Genomic DNA, 15,059 nt, shown 5'->3' on the forward strand with positions numbered 1-15,059 from the left:
CGCGCAGTTCCCCGCGCCCTTCGGGGCTGCGGGACCAGCCTCTTCATGAGGAAACCGAACATGTACAAGCTCTTCTTCCGGCTCGTGTTCAAGCGCATGGACCCCGAGCAGGCCCACCACCTCGCCTTCCGCTGGATCCGGCTCGCCGTCCGTGTCCCTGTCCTGCGGACCTTCGTCGCCGCCGTGCTCGCACCCCGTCACAAGGAGCTGCGGACCGAGGCGTTCGGGCTGCGGATGCACGGGCCGTTCGGCCTCGCGGCGGGCTTCGACAAGAACGCGGTCGCCATCGACGGGATGTCGATGCTCGGCTTCGACCACGTCGAGATCGGCACGGTCACGGGGGAGGCGCAGCCCGGCAATCCCAAGAAGCGCCTGTTCCGCCTTGTGCCGGACCGCGCGCTGATCAACCGCATGGGGTTCAACAACGAGGGCTCCGAGGCCGTGGCGGGCCGCCTGGCGGCCCGTACGCCCGTCTTCAGGACCGTCGTGGGCGTCAACATCGGCAAGACCAAGGTCGTCCCGGAGGCCGAGGCCGCCGCCGACTACGTGAAGTCCACCGAACGGCTGGCCGCGTACGCCGACTACCTCGTCGTCAACGTGAGCTCGCCGAACACGCCCGGGCTGCGCAACCTCCAGGCCACCGAGTCGCTGCGGCCGCTGCTGACCGCCGTCCGTGAGGCCGCCGACCGGACGGTGACCACGCGCCGCGTTCCGCTGCTGGTGAAGATCGCGCCCGACCTCGCCGACGAGGACGTCGACGCCGTCGCCGACCTCGCCGTCGAACTGGGCCTGGACGGGATCATCGCCACGAACACCACCATCGCGCGCGAGGGGCTCGGTTTGAAGTCCGAATCCACCCTGGTCGGAGAGGCCGGCGGACTCTCGGGCGCCCCCCTGAAGGCACGCTCCCTGGAGGTGCTGCGGCGTCTCTACGCGCGCGTGGGGGACCGCATCACCCTCGTGGGCGTCGGCGGGATCGAGAACGCCGAGGACGCCTGGCAGCGGATCCTCGCGGGCGCCACGCTCGTCCAGGGCTACAGCGCCTTCGTCTACGAGGGCCCCTTCTGGGGCCGCGCCATCCACAAGGGCCTCGCCGCCCGCCTGCGCACCAGCCCGCATGCCACCCTCGCCGACGCGGTCGGCGCCGACGTGAGGAAGACGACGGTATGACTGAGCCCTTCGGATCGCGGCTGCGCCGCGCCATGGACGAGCGTGGGCCGCTGTGCGTCGGGATCGACCCGCACGCCTCCCTGCTCGCCGACTGGGGCCTGAACGACGACATCGCGGGTCTTGAGCGCTTCAGCCGCACCGTCGTCGAGGCACTGGCCGACCGGGTCGCCGTGCTCAAGCCCCAGAGCGCGTTCTTCGAGCGCTTCGGTTCGCGCGGCATCGCCGTCCTGGAGAAGTCGGTCGAGGAGGCGCGAGCGGCCGGGGCGCTGGTCGTCATGGACGCCAAGCGCGGCGACATCGGCTCGACCATGGCGGCGTACGCCTCCGCCTTCCTGGAGAAGGGCTCGCCGCTCTTCTCCGACGCGCTCACCGTCTCGCCGTACCTCGGCTACGGATCGCTGAAGCCGGCGGTCGACCTCGCGCGGGAGAGCGGATCGGGACTGTTCGTGCTCGCGCTGACCTCCAACCCGGAGGGCGGCGAGGTGCAGCACGCGGTACGCCCCGAGGACACGGCCCTGCGGAACGTGGGCGCGACGATGCTGGCCCATCTCGCCGAGGAGAACGCGGGGGAGACCCCGATGGGCTCCTTCGGGGCGGTCGTCGGAGCCACGCTCGGCGATCTGTCCTCGTACGACCTCGACATCAACGGCCCGCTCCTCGCGCCCGGAATCGGTGCACAGGGGGCCACGCCGGCGGATCTGCCGGGCGTGTTCGGCGCGGCGGTGCACCAGGTGGTCCCGAATGTCAGCCGGGGTGTTCTGCGTCACGGTCCCGACATCGGCTCGCTACGCGCGTCATCGGACCTCTTCGCGGAGCAGATCAGGGCGGCCGTGGCGTCTGCCTAGCGCTTTTCGTGGGCGTCCTTCAGGCGTCCCGAGTCTGAATACATCCTCAAATCCGGGGCATTTTGTCCGGAATGTCGGACTCGATGGAGGCTGACCAGGACTTTTCCGCTGTTCTCGCTGACTCCGGCGGACTTGCCCGCTAGTCTCCGACGCAGAGTGAACGGGCAAGAGCGTTGCTCGTTGCTCCCCAGGTGTGGGGCGACTAGGTTCCTCACCGGTCCGTATCCGACAGTTCGACATCCGAGGTGACGTAGGCGTGGCTCTTCCGCCCCTTACCCCTGAACAGCGCGCAGCCGCGCTCGAAAAGGCCGCCGCGGCTCGCCGGGAGCGGGCCGAGGTCAAGAATCGACTCAAGCACTCCGGCGCCTCCCTTCACGAGGTCATCAAGCAGGGCCAGGAGAACGACGTCATCGGCAAGATGAAGGTCTCCGCCCTCCTGGAGTCCCTGCCGGGCGTGGGCAAGGTCCGCGCCAAGCAGATCATGGAGCGACTTGGCATCTCCGAGAGCCGCCGTGTGCGCGGTCTCGGCTCCAATCAGATCGCGTCTCTTGAGCGCGAGTTCGGCGGCGGTGCTGCCTGACGTTCTCGGGCACCCCTGAGAACCTGGATAATCGCCGCATGGCTGCAACACCCCGGGGGACGACCCCCGTACCCCCGGACGTACGTCCGCGGCTGACCGTGCTCTCCGGCCCCTCCGGGGTCGGCAAGAGCACGGTCGTCGCCCATATGCGCAAGGAACACCCCGAGGTCTGGCTCTCGGTGTCGGCGACGACCCGCAGGCCGCGCCCCGGGGAGAAGCACGGTGTCCACTACTTCTTCGTCAGCGACGAGGAGATGGACAAGCTGATCGCCAACGGCGAACTGCTCGAATGGGCGGAGTTCGCGGGCAATCGCTACGGGACACCGCGCAAGGCCGTGCTCGAACGGCTGGAGTCGGGCGAGCCGGTCCTCCTGGAGATCGATCTCCAGGGAGCCCGGCAGGTCCGCGAGTCCATGTCGGACGCTCTGCTGGTGTTCCTGGCCCCTCCCTCCTGGGAGGAGCTCGTGCGCAGACTCACCGGGCGGGGCACCGAGCCGCCCGAGGTCATCGAGCGCCGGCTGGAGGCCGCCAAGATCGAACTGGCGGCCGAGCCGGAGTTCGACATCACCCTGGTCAACACCTCCGTCGAGGACGTGGCGCGTGAGCTGCTAGCCTTGATGGAAGTTGTTTGATTTTTCAGGTCATTTTCCACCTTTCGGAAGGCAGAGCGTGTCCTCTTCCATCACCACGCCCGAGGGCATCATCAACCCTCCGATCGACGAGCTCCTCGAGGCAACCGACTCGAAGTACAGCCTCGTGATCTACGCCGCCAAGCGCGCGCGCCAGATCAACGCGTACTACTCGCAGCTCGGTGAAGGCCTCCTTGAGTACGTCGGTCCCCTCGTCGACACCCACGTCCACGAGAAGCCGCTCTCGATCGCCCTGCGCGAGATCAACGCGGGTCTCCTGACGTCGGAGGCCGTCGAAGGCCCGGCGCAGTAGTATTTTCGGCTTGCAGTTTGCTTTTCCACAGGCCTGGCAGCGCGACTGCCGGGCCTGTGGTGTGTGATGGGGGCGTACGTTTTCCGAGGTCTGGGGAGAGACGTGGACAAGCCGAAGGTCGTGCTGGGGGTCAGCGGTGGCATCGCCGCGTACAAGGCCTGTGAGCTGCTGCGGAGGCTGACCGAGTCGGGGCACGACGTGCGGGTCGTTCCGACCGAGTCCGCGCTGCACTTCGTCGGCGCCGCGACCTGGTCCGCGCTCTCCGGCCACCCCGTGTCCACCGAGGTCTGGTCGGACGTCCACGAGGTCCCGCACGTCCGCATCGGTCAGGGGGCCGACCTGGTCGTCGTCGCCCCCGCCACCGCGGACATGCTCGCGAAGGCCGCCCACGGCCTCGCCGACGACCTGCTGACGAACACCCTGCTCACCGCCCGGTGCCCGGTGGTCTTCGCCCCCGCCATGCACACCGAGATGTGGGAGCACCCGGCCACCCAGGAGAACGTGGCGACGCTGCGCCGCCGCGGCGCCGTCGTCATCGACCCCGCGGTGGGGCGCCTGACCGGTGTGGACACGGGCAAGGGGCGGCTGCCCGAGCCGTCGGAGATCTTCGAGGTCTGCCGCAGGGTGCTCGCGCGCGGCGTCACCGAGCCCGACCTCGCAGGCCGGCACGTCGTCGTCAGTGCCGGCGGCACGCGCGAGCCGCTCGACCCGGTCCGCTTCCTCGGCAACCGCTCCTCCGGGAAGCAGGGGTACGCCCTCGCGCGCACCGCAGCCGCCCGGGGCGCCCGGGTCACGCTGATCGCCGCGAACACCGGCATGCCGGACCCGGCCGGTGTCGACGTCGTACAGGTAGGGACCGCCGTGCAGTTGCGCGAGGCCGTGCTGAAGGCCGCGCCGGACGCCGATGCCGTGGTGATGGCGGCGGCGGTCGCGGACTTCAGGCCCGCTGCATACGCGGCCGGAAAGATCAAGAAGAAGGACGGCCAGGAACCGGAGCCGATCGTTCTGGTCCGTAATCCGGACATCCTCGCGGAAATCTCGGCGGACCGCGCCCGCCCGGGCCAGGTGATCGTCGGATTCGCCGCCGAGACGGACGACGTACTGGCCAACGGCCGCACGAAACTTCGGCGAAAGGGCTGCGACCTTCTCGTGGTGAACGAGGTCGGCGAACGCAAGACCTTCGGCTCCGAGGAGAACGAGGCGGTGGTGCTCGGCGCCGACGGAAGCGAGACCGCGGTGCCGTACGGGCCCAAGGAAGCCCTGGCCGAGACCGTGTGGGATCTCGTGGCGCGTCGCATCGGGTGAATGTCTCATTCGCTTCAACAGACCCGCTGGAACCGTCGGATCGGGGTGTGGGAGCCTGGCGCAGAAGGTTCTTCGTGTCGCAGAATGCCCGTGCCGCAGGTCACAGCGCTTCCGAGAGGCGAGACAGTAGCCCGGCGGCAGAGCGCGACCGATAAACTGTTCTCGGACGACGCCGGGCGCAGCCCCCGGGCGTCCGCCAATGATCAGCCAGCAGCCGCTGCAACCTCAGGGAGCGTTGTGTCCCGTCGCCTGTTCACCTCGGAGTCTGTGACCGAGGGTCACCCCGACAAGATCGCTGACCAGATCAGTGACACCATTCTCGACGCGCTTCTGCGTGAGGACCCGCATTCCCGGGTCGCCGTGGAGACGCTGATCACCACCGGCCTGGTGCACGTGGCCGGAGAGGTCACCACCAAGGCGTACGCGCCGATCGCGCAGCTCGTGCGCGACAAGATCCTCGAGATCGGCTACGACTCCTCGAAGAAGGGCTTCGACGGCGCTTCCTGCGGCGTTTCGGTGTCCATCGGATCCCAGTCGCCCGACATCGCGCAGGGCGTCGACACGGCGTACGAGAAGCGGGTCGAGGGTGACGAGGACGAGCTCGACAAGCAGGGTGCGGGCGACCAGGGCCTGATGTTCGGCTACGCGACGGACGAGACGCCGGCCCTGATGCCGCTCCCGATCCACCTCGCGCACCGCCTGTCGCGCCGCCTCTCCGAGGTCCGCAAGAACGGGACGATCCCGTACCTGCGCCCGGACGGCAAGACCCAGGTCACCATCGAGTACGACGGCGACAAGGCGGTCCGCCTGGACACGGTCGTCGTCTCCTCGCAGCACGCGTCGGACATCGACCTGGACTCGCTCCTGGCCCCCGACATCCGCGAGTTCGTGGTCGAGCCGGAGCTGAAGGCCCTCCTCGACGACGGCATCAAGCTGGAGACCGAGGGCTACCGCCTGCTGGTCAACCCGACCGGCCGCTTCGAGATCGGCGGCCCGATGGGCGACGCCGGCCTCACGGGCCGCAAGATCATCATCGACACCTACGGCGGCATGGCCCGCCACGGTGGCGGCGCCTTCTCGGGCAAGGACCCGTCCAAGGTCGACCGCTCCGCCGCGTACGCCATGCGCTGGGTCGCCAAGAACGTCGTCGCCGCGGGCCTCGCCACCCGCTGCGAGGTCCAGGTCGCCTACGCGATCGGCAAGGCCGAGCCCGTCGGCCTCTTCGTCGAGACCTTCGGCACCGCCAAGGTCGACGCCGAGAAGATCGAGACGGCCATCACCGAGGTCTTCGACCTCCGCCCGGCCGCGATCATCCGCGACCTGGACCTGCTCCGCCCGATCTACGCCCAGACCGCCGCGTACGGCCACTTCGGCCGTGAGCTGCCCGAGTTCACCTGGGAGAAGACGGACCGGGTGGACGCGCTGCGGAAGGCTGCGGGGCTGTAGGTCCTGCTGTTTTTCGGCCAGCTGTTTCGGCGAGGCCCGGCACCCCCTCAGGGGCGCCGGGCCTCGCCGTTGTCCGCCCGTCGGATTCCGCGGGCAGACGGAGGGGCCGACAAATGGTTGGCACGGCTGTCGTCGGACTTCGTACGCTGGCGGTCCTCCCGGTGCGCAGGTCGCGGTTACTTCGGTGGAGTGCGTCGAGTGCGTGCGGTGAATCTGGTTCATGTACCGCTGCCGTTCTGAACTCGGGAGGAGCTGACGTCGTCGCGCCCGGTGCGATGGTTGCGGATACTTCCGGGTTGTCCCCTCGCAGGTTCGAATCCTGCTGCCGGTCCTGGACCGGTATGGCCGAGTGGCCCATGGCAGAAGCGCCCCAGGGGCGTTCGCGATCCGCGGCCGGCCTGATCTCGGGCGCGCGGCGGTGTCAGTGGGGTCTGGTAGGAATGTTGCTGTGAGCAGCACGGATGGGCGTGGTGAAGGTGGGGCCGAGGGTGCCCCGCCCGAGCAGCTTGCGTTGATTCGGGACGCCGTGCGGAAGGCGCCGCGGGCCAAGCCGCGGACCTGGCGGGGGGCCGCCGTCGCCAAGGAGCTGCCCGTGGCGCGGGTGCTCGTCGACAAGGGCGTGCTGCATCTCGACCGGTACTTCGACTATGCCGTGCCCGAGGAGCTCGACGCCGACGCGCAGCCGGGGGTGCGGGTGCGGGTGCGGTTCGGGGCCGGGCGGCATCGCGTGCGGGAGGGGCGGCGCGAGGGCGGGGGACTGATCGACGGGTTCCTGATCGAGCGGCTGGCCGAGTCCGACTACTCCGGGCCGCTGGCCGCGCTCGCTCAAGTCGTGTCGCCCGAGCCCGTGTTGAGCGAGGAGTTGCTGGGGCTCGCCCGGGCCGTCGCCGATCGGTACGCGGGGAGTCTGGCCGATGTGCTCCAGCTGGCCGTGCCCCCGCGCAACGCCAGAGCCGAGCAGAAGCCGTCGCCCGAGCCGTTGCCGGTTCCCGAGGCGCCGGGGGTGGGGTCCTGGGCCCGGTACTCGCGGGGGGCCGCCTTCGTCGAGTCGCTCGCGGGCGGCGGGGCGCCCCGGGCCGTGTGGAACGCGCTGCCGGGGCCAGGCTGGGCCGAGGAGTTGGCGCGGGCCGTGGGGGCGACGCTCGCCTCGGGCCGTGGAGCGCTCGTCGTCGTGCCGGACGGGCGGGCCGTCAGCCGGGTCGACGCCGCGCTGACCTCCGTGCTGGGCGAGGGGCGGCACGCCGTGCTCACCGCCGAGGCCGGACCCGAGAAGCGGTACCGGCAGTGGCTCGCGGTGCGGCGAGGGTCCGTACGGGCCGTCGTGGGCACCAGGGCCGCCATGTTCGCGCCTGTGCAGGATCTGGGGCTTGTCGCCATGTGGGACGACGGGGACGGCAGCCACAGCGAGCTGCACGCCCCCCAGCCGCATGCGCGGGAGGTGCTGTTGCTGCGGGCCGCGCACGACAAGTGCGCGTTCCTGCTGGGAAGTTGGAGCTGCACCGTCGAGGCCGCGCAGCTCGTGGAGAGCGGCTGGGCGGCTCCGATCGTCGCCGAGCGGGAGCAGGTGCGGGGGGCGGCTCCGCTCGTACGGACCGTGGGGGACGGGGATCTCGCGCGCGACGAGGCGGCGCGGGCCGCACGGCTGCCCACCCTCGCCTGGCAGGTCGTACGGGAAGGGCTGAAGCAGGGGCCGGTGCTGGTGCAGGTGCCGCGGCGTGGCTATGTGCCGCGGATGGCCTGTGCGCAGTGCCGGGCGGCCGCTCGCTGTCGGCACTGCGCCGGGCCGTTGGAGGGGCAGGACGCCGGCGGGCTGCGCTGCGGGTGGTGCGGTCGGGACGAGCCGGAGTGGCGCTGTCCCGAGTGCGGTGGGTTCCGGCTGCGGGCCCAGGTCGTGGGGGCGCGGCGGACCGCCGAGGAGCTCGGGCGGGCCTTTCCGGCGGTCCCTGTGCGGACGTCGGGGCGCGAGCAGATCCTGGACACCGTGCCGGGGGCACCCGCGCTGGTCGTCAGCACGCCGGGTGCTGAGCCCGTGGCCGAGGGCGGGTACGCGGCCGCGCTGCTGCTCGACGGCTGGGCGATGCTGGGGCGGCCCGATCTGCGGGCCGGCGAGGACGCGTTGCGGCGGTGGATCGGTGCGGCGGCGCTGGTGCGGGGGCAGCGGGACGGCGGGACCGTGGTGGTCGTCGCCGAGCCGACGCTGCGGCCGGTGCAGGCGCTGGTGCGGTGGGATCCGGTCGGGCACGCGGTCCGTGAGCTGGCCGAGCGGGCTGAGCTCGGTTTCCCGCCCGTGTCGCGGATGGCCGCCGTGTCCGGGACGGCGGAGGCACTCGCCGGGTTCCTCGCCGCGGTCGAACTGCCGCGTGAGGCCGAGGTGTTGGGGCCCGTGCCGGTGCCTCCGGCGGATCCCGGGCGGCCGCGGCGGACGGGGGCGCCACCCGTGGGCGAGCCGTGGGAGCGGGCGCTGATCAGGGTGCCGCCGGGGAAGGGGGCCGCGCTGGCCTCCGCTTTGAAGAACGCTCAGGCGGCTCGGATGGCTCGTGGGGGGAGCGGGGGCAGCGGTGGCGGCGGGGGGAGTGACGCGGTGCGGATTCGGGTTGATCCGCCGGACATTGGGTGACCGTTGCCGTGTCGGGGTCGTGGGGGTGGCCGGGCGTCGGCGGGTGTTCGTTCGGGCAAACGGGTCTGCCCCCGAGGCTGGTCGGGGGCAGACAGGTGGGTGTGGGGTCAGCCGTTGCGCGGGCCCGGGAAGGCGGTCGGCCTGATCTCCTCGCGGAGCGTGGAGCTGCCCGCCGTCGGCTGCGTGGGCATCGGCATCGGCATGGAACGGGCCGCGGGGACCGTGGGGAGGCCGGTGTTGACGGCGACCGTGCGGGAGGAGCCCGACGGTTCCGTGGCGCGCTCGGCCTCTGCGGCGGCCTGGGCCGCGGCTCGGCGGGCGCCGTAACGGCGGTGCACCGCCTGTTTGGTGACCCCCAGCGCCGAGCCCACCGCGTCCCACGAGAAGCCCAGTGAGCGGTCGAAGTCCACGGCGGCCGTGACCAGGGTCTCGACGCTGTCCCGCAGCTCCTGGGCGAGGCGGACGGTCGGGGCGGGCGCCCGCCCGTAGACGACGAAGCCCGTGGACGGGCCGGAGCGGCGCGGGCGGTAGACGTTGCCCAGCTGGGCTGTCAGCGTGCGCAGTGCGTCCACCTGCCGGCGGACCCGCTCGATGTCCCGCACCAGCAAGTGCAGGCTGGCCCGAGCCTGGGCGTCGTGGGTTGCGTGGTCGGCCATGAACAAGCCTCTCGAACCGGCGTTGAAAAGGACCGGGCCGCGAGTGCGGCCCGTTTTGGTCAACTCTTTCTTGACCAACGCGTTTGAGGGTGAGTGGTCACGCTTATGGGGCGTGGGGGCATATGCGTACGCCCCCGGCGGCTGGGCGTGCGCTCGCCTCGGCCTTCGTCCTCGGCCCCGCCTTCCGCCTCGCGACGAGTGAGTCCCGCCCGAACTGCCCGCACCGCTCGCACGGTCCGCGCCGCCCCATAGACTGGTGTGCTGCCCGTCACGAATTCGCCCGAGAGGCCGACTGTCACCCATGAAGCTCGTCTTCGCCGGTACCCCCGAGGTCGCCGTTCCCGCTCTGGACGCCCTGATCGCCTCCGGGCGGCATGAGGTGGCCGCCGTCGTCACCCGGCCCGACGCGCCGGCGGGGCGGGGGCGGAGGCTTGTCGCGAGCCCCGTCGCCGAGCGGGCGGAGGAGGCCGGTATCGAGGTGCTCAAGCCGGTGAAGCCGCGGGACGAGGCGTTTCTCGCACGGTTGCGGGAGATCGCGCCGGACTGCTGTCCCGTGGTCGCCTACGGTGCGTTGCTGCCCCGGGTCGCGCTCGACATCCCCGCCCAGGGCTGGGTCAATCTGCACTTCTCGCTGCTGCCCGCCTGGCGTGGGGCGGCGCCCGTGCAGCACGCGGTCATGGCCGGGGACGAGATCACCGGGGCCTCCACGTTTCTCATCGAGGAGGGGCTCGACTCCGGGCCCGTCTACGGGACCGTCACCGAGGAGGTGCGGCCCACCGACACCAGCGGGGATCTGCTGACGCGGCTCGCCTTCGCGGGGGCGGGGCTGCTGGCCGCGACCATGGACGGGATCGAGGACGGCACGCTCAAGGCCGTGCCGCAGCCGGGGGACGGTGTCACGCTGGCGCCGAAGATCAGCGTCGAGGACGCGCATGTGGACTGGGCCGCGCCCGCGCTTCGTGTCGACCGGGTCGTGCGCGGGTGCACTCCCGCGCCGGGGGCGTGGACCGTGTTCCGGGGGGAGCGGCTCAAGTTGATCCAGGTTGCGCTTGCTCCTGAGCGGACGGATCTCGCTCCGGGGGCGCTGGGCGTCGGCAAGAACAATGTGTACGTGGGTACCGGGTCGTGTGCCGTCGAGTTGCTGTGGGTGCAGGCTCAGGGGAAGAAGCCGATGCGGGCGGCGGATTGGGCGCGGGGGGTTCGGATCGGGGCCGGCGAGGTGGTTGGGGGCTGAGCGGTCGTTTTCGGCGGTCGGTTCGATGTGGGTGGGGTGTGAGGGGTCGGTTGTCGGGTGCGGGCCGGTGGGGGCTGGCCGCGCAGTTCCCCGCGCCCCTAAAAGATTGCGCAGTTCCCCGCGCCCCCAAAGGGTGCGCTGATCCCCGTGCCCTCAAGGTGCGCAGTTCTCGGCGCCGCCAAAGGTGCATCCGCCCCCGCGCCCTAAAAGATGCACAGTTCCCCGCGCCCCTGAAGAACGAGCCGCCCCCGCGCCTGAAAGCGTGCCGCTTCTCGCGGCCCGGAAAGGACAGGACCCGCGCTGCGCCCCCGTACCCCCCCGAAAGCATGTTGTTCCCCGTGCCCTGAGAAGGAGCACGGGCGTCAGCGCGACGTAGGCTGGGGCCGTACCTCTTCCACGATCCGGAGCACCTTTTACGTGAACGAGCAGTCCCGTCGGCCCCGGCAGCAGGGCAAGCCGTACCGTCGTCCCAAGCAGGACCCCGTGCGGATGCTTGCCTTCGATGCGTTGCGGGCGGTGGACGAGAGGGACGCGTACGCGAATCTCGTGTTGCCGCCGTTGCTGCGGAAGGCGCGGGAGAAGGGGGACTTCGACGGGCGGGACGCGGCGCTGGCCACGGAGCTGGTGTACGGGACGTTGAGGCGGCAAGGGACGTACGACGCCGTCATCTCCGCGTGTGTCGACCGGCCGCTGCGCGAAGTCGATCCGCCGGTGCTGGATGTGCTGAGCCTCGGCGCGCATCAGCTGCTCGGGACGCGGATCCCGACGCATGCCGCCGTGTCCGCGTCGGTCGAGCTGGCGAGGGTCGTGCTCGGGGACGGGCGGGCGAAGTTCGTCAACGCCGTGCTGCGGAAGATCGCGCAGCACGATCTCGACGGCTGGCTCGAGCTGGTCGCGCCGCCCTACGACGAGGACCCCGAGGACCATCTCGCCGTGGTGCACTCGCATCCACGATGGGTCGTCTCGGCGCTGTGGGACTCGCTGGGGGGCGGGCGCGCCGGGATCGAGGATCTCCTCGAAGCCGACAACGAGAGGCCCGAGGTGACCCTCGTGGCCCGCCCGGGGCGCTCCACCGCCGATGAGATCCTCGGCGCGCTCGGTGACGAGAACGCGCTGCCGGGGCGCTGGTCGCCGTACGCCGTGCGGCTGTCCGAGGGCGGCGAGCCGGGCGCCATCGACGCCGTACGCGAAGGGCGTGCGGGCGTGCAGGACGAGGGCAGCCAGCTCGTGGCGCTCGCCCTCGCCAACGCGCCCCTCGACGGACCGGACAAGGCATGGCTCGACGGCTGCGCCGGACCCGGCGGCAAGGCGGCCATGCTCGCCGGACTCGCCGCCGAGCGAGGAGCCGTACTGCTCGCCTCCGAGAAGCAGCCGCACCGCGCCGGCCTCGTCGCCAGGGCGCTCGCCGGGAACCCGGGGCCCTACCAGGTCATCGCCGCCGACGGGACACGGCCGCCGTGGCGTCCGGGCACGTTCGACCGCGTACTGATGGACGTGCCCTGCACGGGTCTTGGCGCGCTGCGTCGTCGTCCCGAGGCCCGCTGGCGGCGGCGCCCCGACGACCTGGACGGGTTCGCGCCGTTGCAGCGCGGACTGCTGCGTACGGCACTCGACTCGGTGCGGGTCGGCGGTGTCGTCGGGTACGCCACCTGCTCGCCGCACCTCGCCGAGACCCGGGCCGTGGTCGACGACGTGCTCAAGCAGCACGGCGGCGGCTCGGCCGAACTCCTCGACGCCCGCCCGCTCTTCCCCGGCGTACCGGCGCTGGGCGACGGCCCCGACGTACAGCTGTGGCCGCATCTGCACGGGACCGACGCCATGTATCTGGCGCTCATCCGCCGGACCGCCTGAGGTCGGTCGACCGGCGCCTACGGGCCGGGCCGGCCTACTCCGACGGGGCCGACGGGCCTCCCGGAGTCGATGCCGGTGCCGGTGTTGGCGCGGGAGACCCGGATCCGGTCCCGGTGGCCGTCGGCGGACCCGCCGTGCCCCCGTCCTCGTGGGCCAGCCGGTGCGGCCACCACACCTTCGCGCCGACGTCCAGGAACAGGGACGGCACGAGGACCGAGCGCACGATGAACGTGTCGAGCAGTACGCCGAGGGCGACCGCGAAGCCGATCTCGGCGAAGGCGACCATGGGGAGCGTGCCGAGGGCGGCGAAGGTTCCGGCGAGGACCAGGCCCGCCGAGGTGATGACCGCGCCGGTGGTGGCCAGGCCCGTCACCACGCCCTTGCGGGTGCCCTGGCGGCCGGCCTCCTCGCGGATGCGGGTGGTCAGGAAGATGTTGTAGTCGATGCCCAGGGCGACCAGGAACACGAAGACGAACAGCGGGAAGTCCGTGGCCTCGCCCGCGTAGTCGAAGATGTGGCGGAACGCGAGCGCACTGATCCCCAGCGCGGCGGCGAAGGACAGCACCACCGTGCCGATCAGCAGCAGCGGGGCGATCAGGGCGCGGAGCACGCCGCACAGGATCAGCAGGACCACGATGAGCACCAACGGGATGATCAGGATGTTGTCGTGGGTCGTCGCCTCGTCCATGTCGAATAGTGAGGCCGTGCCGCCGCCCACCTGCGCGTCGGCGTCGGGTACGTCGTGCACGGCGTCCCGCACCCGCTCCACCGTCTGTTTCGCGGCCTCGCTGTCCGCGGGGGCGGTCATGGTGGCCTCGAAGAGGACCTTGCCCTCGAACTCGGGTTTCGTGCCCGCTGGCAGGCCGAGTGATTCCGGTACGACACCGCGGGTGGCCGCGACCGCCTGGCCGACGTCCTCGGCCTGGGCGCGGTTGCTGACGATGACGAGCGGATCGCCGCTGCCCGCGGGGAAGTAGCGCGCGGACACCTCCTGGCCGACGATCGAGTCGGGTTTGCCGGTGAAGGCGTCGGCGTTGCTGATGCCCTCCGCGCGGAGCTGGATGAGGCCCAGCGAGAGCAGCGCGAGCGCCGCCGCCGTGACAGCCCAGATCATGCGCGGGCGGATGGAGATACGGCGGCCCATGCGTGCCCAGACACCGCTCTCGGTCGGGTCGGCGGAACCGAAGTGCGGGATCACCGGCCAGAAGATCCAGCGGCCGAAGATCACCAGCAGGGCCGGGAAGAGGGTCATCATCGCGGCCAGTGCCACGGCGACACCGATGGCGGCGACCGGGCCGAGGCCGCGCGTCGAGTTCATCTCGGCGGCGAGCAGCACCAGCATGCTCAGTACGACGGTCGCGCCGGACGCGAGCACCGCAGGGCCCGCCCGGTGCAGGGCGAGCGCCATCGCCTCGTGGCGGTCCTCGTGGCGGCGCAGTTCCTCCCGGTAGCGGGCCACCAGGAGCAGGGCATAGTCGGTCCCCGCGCCGAAGACGAGGACGGTGAGAATGCCCGCGCTCTGGCCGTTGACGGTCAGGCTCGCGTGCTCGGCGAGGAAGTAGATCACCGCCTGCGCGGTGAACAGTGCGGCGACCACGCCGAGCAGCGGCACCAGCAGCAGGGTCGGACTGCGATAGGTCACCAGCAGCATCACGATGACGACGGCCATCGCCGAGAACAGCAGTGTGGAGTCGATGCCCTCGAAGGCCTCGGAGAAGTCCGCGGACGTACCGCCCGGGCCCGTCACATGCACGGCGAGCCCGTCGCCGCCCTTGCCGGTCACGTCACGGATCGAGTCGACGGCGGGCGAGATCTCCTCCCAGCCCTTCTCGTCCATCCTGATGGGGACGTAGATCTGGGCCGCACGCGGGTCGGTCTGCCGGTCGAAGACCGGGCCACGGGTCTCCGCTCCGAGGATGCCGTGCGCCCGCAGTTCCTTGATCTGGCGTGCGTCCTCGTTGATCTGCGCCCGTTCCTCGGCCGTCAGGCCGCTCTCACGGGCGTACACGACCACCGCTGGGATCTGTTCCGGCCTGAAGTCCTCGGAGATCTCCAGGACTTGGGTGGACTCGGCGGATCCGGGCAGCCAGGACGCGGCGTCGTTGTCCTGCGCGTCGGTGAGTTTCGAGGCGAAGGGCGCGGTGAGGAACAGCAGCACCAGCCACAGTCCCACCACGATCCATTTGCTGCGTCGGCCGCACACCAGCCAGCCGATGCCGCGTCCCTGCTTCCCCTGTGCGTCCGTCATGGCGACCCCCGTAGCCGCGTGTGGAGCTGGTGAGCCGACAAGGATGGCACGGGCCGCGAAGCCGGTGCAGTCCCTCGGCAGGATTGGTATATACCGACCGGTTCGGGTCGAGGACCTCGGGGACCTCGACGACCGGGGAGAACAACCGGCGCCGGACATGGCAGG

The 15,059-nt window shown here is 71.2% G+C and carries 12 protein-coding genes; 10 read left to right on the forward strand and 2 right to left on the reverse strand.

The window, feature by feature from the left end; translation table 11 throughout:
* The first annotated feature begins 60 nt into the window (after positions 1–60).
* The 8 genes from QF035_RS42035 to QF035_RS42070 all read left to right on the forward strand — a co-directional run bounded on the left by QF035_RS42035 (position 61) and on the right by QF035_RS42070 (position 8,905).
* Positions 61–1,170, forward strand: a complete 1,110-nt coding sequence (locus tag QF035_RS42035) for a quinone-dependent dihydroorotate dehydrogenase (protein ID WP_307526652.1) — start codon at positions 61–63, stop codon at positions 1,168–1,170.
* A complete protein-coding gene (pyrF, locus tag QF035_RS42040; protein ID WP_307526653.1) occupies positions 1,167–2,015 on the forward strand; it encodes an orotidine-5'-phosphate decarboxylase in 849 nt (282 codons plus the stop codon). The genes QF035_RS42035 and pyrF overlap by 4 nt, the downstream gene beginning before the upstream one ends.
* 256 nt (positions 2,016–2,271) lie before the next feature.
* The gene (locus QF035_RS42045; RefSeq protein WP_005319887.1) at positions 2,272–2,595 is read left to right on the forward strand and encodes an integration host factor; all 324 of its coding nucleotides are present in this window, start codon (positions 2,272–2,274) and stop codon (positions 2,593–2,595) included.
* Between the two features lie 38 nt (positions 2,596–2,633).
* Entirely contained in the window at positions 2,634–3,227 is a 594-nt protein-coding gene (gene gmk / locus QF035_RS42050; protein WP_307526656.1) for a guanylate kinase, read from the forward strand.
* A gap of 37 nt (positions 3,228–3,264) precedes the next feature.
* Positions 3,265–3,537 (forward strand): DNA-directed RNA polymerase subunit omega, encoded by a 273-nt coding sequence (gene rpoZ, locus QF035_RS42055; protein WP_030610454.1) that lies wholly within the window; start codon positions 3,265–3,267, stop codon positions 3,535–3,537.
* Between the two features lie 102 nt (positions 3,538–3,639).
* Entirely contained in the window at positions 3,640–4,842 is a 1,203-nt protein-coding gene (gene coaBC, locus QF035_RS42060; protein ID WP_307526657.1) for a bifunctional phosphopantothenoylcysteine decarboxylase/phosphopantothenate--cysteine ligase CoaBC, read from the forward strand.
* 237 nt (positions 4,843–5,079) lie between these two features.
* Positions 5,080–6,288, forward strand: coding sequence for a methionine adenosyltransferase (gene metK / locus QF035_RS42065; RefSeq protein ID WP_307526658.1), 1,209 nt, complete (start codon positions 5,080–5,082; stop codon positions 6,286–6,288).
* Between the two features lie 448 nt (positions 6,289–6,736).
* Positions 6,737–8,905 (forward strand): primosomal protein N', encoded by a 2,169-nt coding sequence (locus QF035_RS42070; protein ID WP_307526660.1) that lies wholly within the window; start codon positions 6,737–6,739, stop codon positions 8,903–8,905.
* Between the two features lie 107 nt (positions 8,906–9,012).
* Here the strand turns inward: QF035_RS42070 and QF035_RS42075 are convergent, their stop codons facing one another.
* Entirely contained in the window at positions 9,013–9,561 is a 549-nt protein-coding gene (locus QF035_RS42075; RefSeq protein WP_055618799.1) for a hypothetical protein, read from the reverse strand.
* A 301-nt stretch (positions 9,562–9,862) separates the two neighbouring features.
* Between QF035_RS42075 and fmt the strand changes: the two genes are divergently transcribed.
* Together fmt and QF035_RS42085 are read left to right on the forward strand one after the other, a co-directional pair.
* Positions 9,863–10,795, forward strand: a complete 933-nt coding sequence (gene fmt / locus QF035_RS42080; RefSeq protein ID WP_307526662.1) for a methionyl-tRNA formyltransferase — start codon at positions 9,863–9,865, stop codon at positions 10,793–10,795.
* A gap of 417 nt (positions 10,796–11,212) precedes the next feature.
* Positions 11,213–12,646: an RsmB/NOP family class I SAM-dependent RNA methyltransferase gene (locus tag QF035_RS42085; protein ID WP_307526663.1), complete on the forward strand. Its 1,434-nt coding sequence runs from the start codon at positions 11,213–11,215 to the stop codon at positions 12,644–12,646.
* A gap of 34 nt (positions 12,647–12,680) precedes the next feature.
* Here the strand turns inward: QF035_RS42085 and QF035_RS42090 are convergent, their stop codons facing one another.
* Positions 12,681–14,894: an MMPL family transporter gene (locus tag QF035_RS42090; protein WP_307526664.1), complete on the reverse strand. Its 2,214-nt coding sequence runs from the start codon at positions 14,892–14,894 to the stop codon at positions 12,681–12,683.
* Positions 14,895–15,059: the final 165 nt, after the last annotated feature.

This window comes from Streptomyces umbrinus (assembly GCF_030817415.1).
Taxonomy (GTDB): domain Bacteria; phylum Actinomycetota; class Actinomycetes; order Streptomycetales; family Streptomycetaceae; genus Streptomyces; species Streptomyces umbrinus_A.

Coding starts and splice junctions, on each gene's coding strand:
- QF035_RS42090 (WP_307526664.1), bottom strand. CDS start 14,894: ATGACGGACGCACAGGGGAAGCAGGGACGCGGCATCGGCTGGCTGGTG.
- fmt (WP_307526662.1), top strand. CDS start 9,863: ATGAAGCTCGTCTTCGCCGGTACCCCCGAGGTCGCCGTTCCCGCTCTG.
- QF035_RS42035 (WP_307526652.1), top strand. CDS start 61: ATGTACAAGCTCTTCTTCCGGCTCGTGTTCAAGCGCATGGACCCCGAG.
- gmk (WP_307526656.1), top strand. CDS start 2,634: ATGGCTGCAACACCCCGGGGGACGACCCCCGTACCCCCGGACGTACGT.
- QF035_RS42075 (WP_055618799.1), bottom strand. CDS start 9,561: ATGGCCGACCACGCAACCCACGACGCCCAGGCTCGGGCCAGCCTGCAC.
- pyrF (WP_307526653.1), top strand. CDS start 1,167: ATGACTGAGCCCTTCGGATCGCGGCTGCGCCGCGCCATGGACGAGCGT.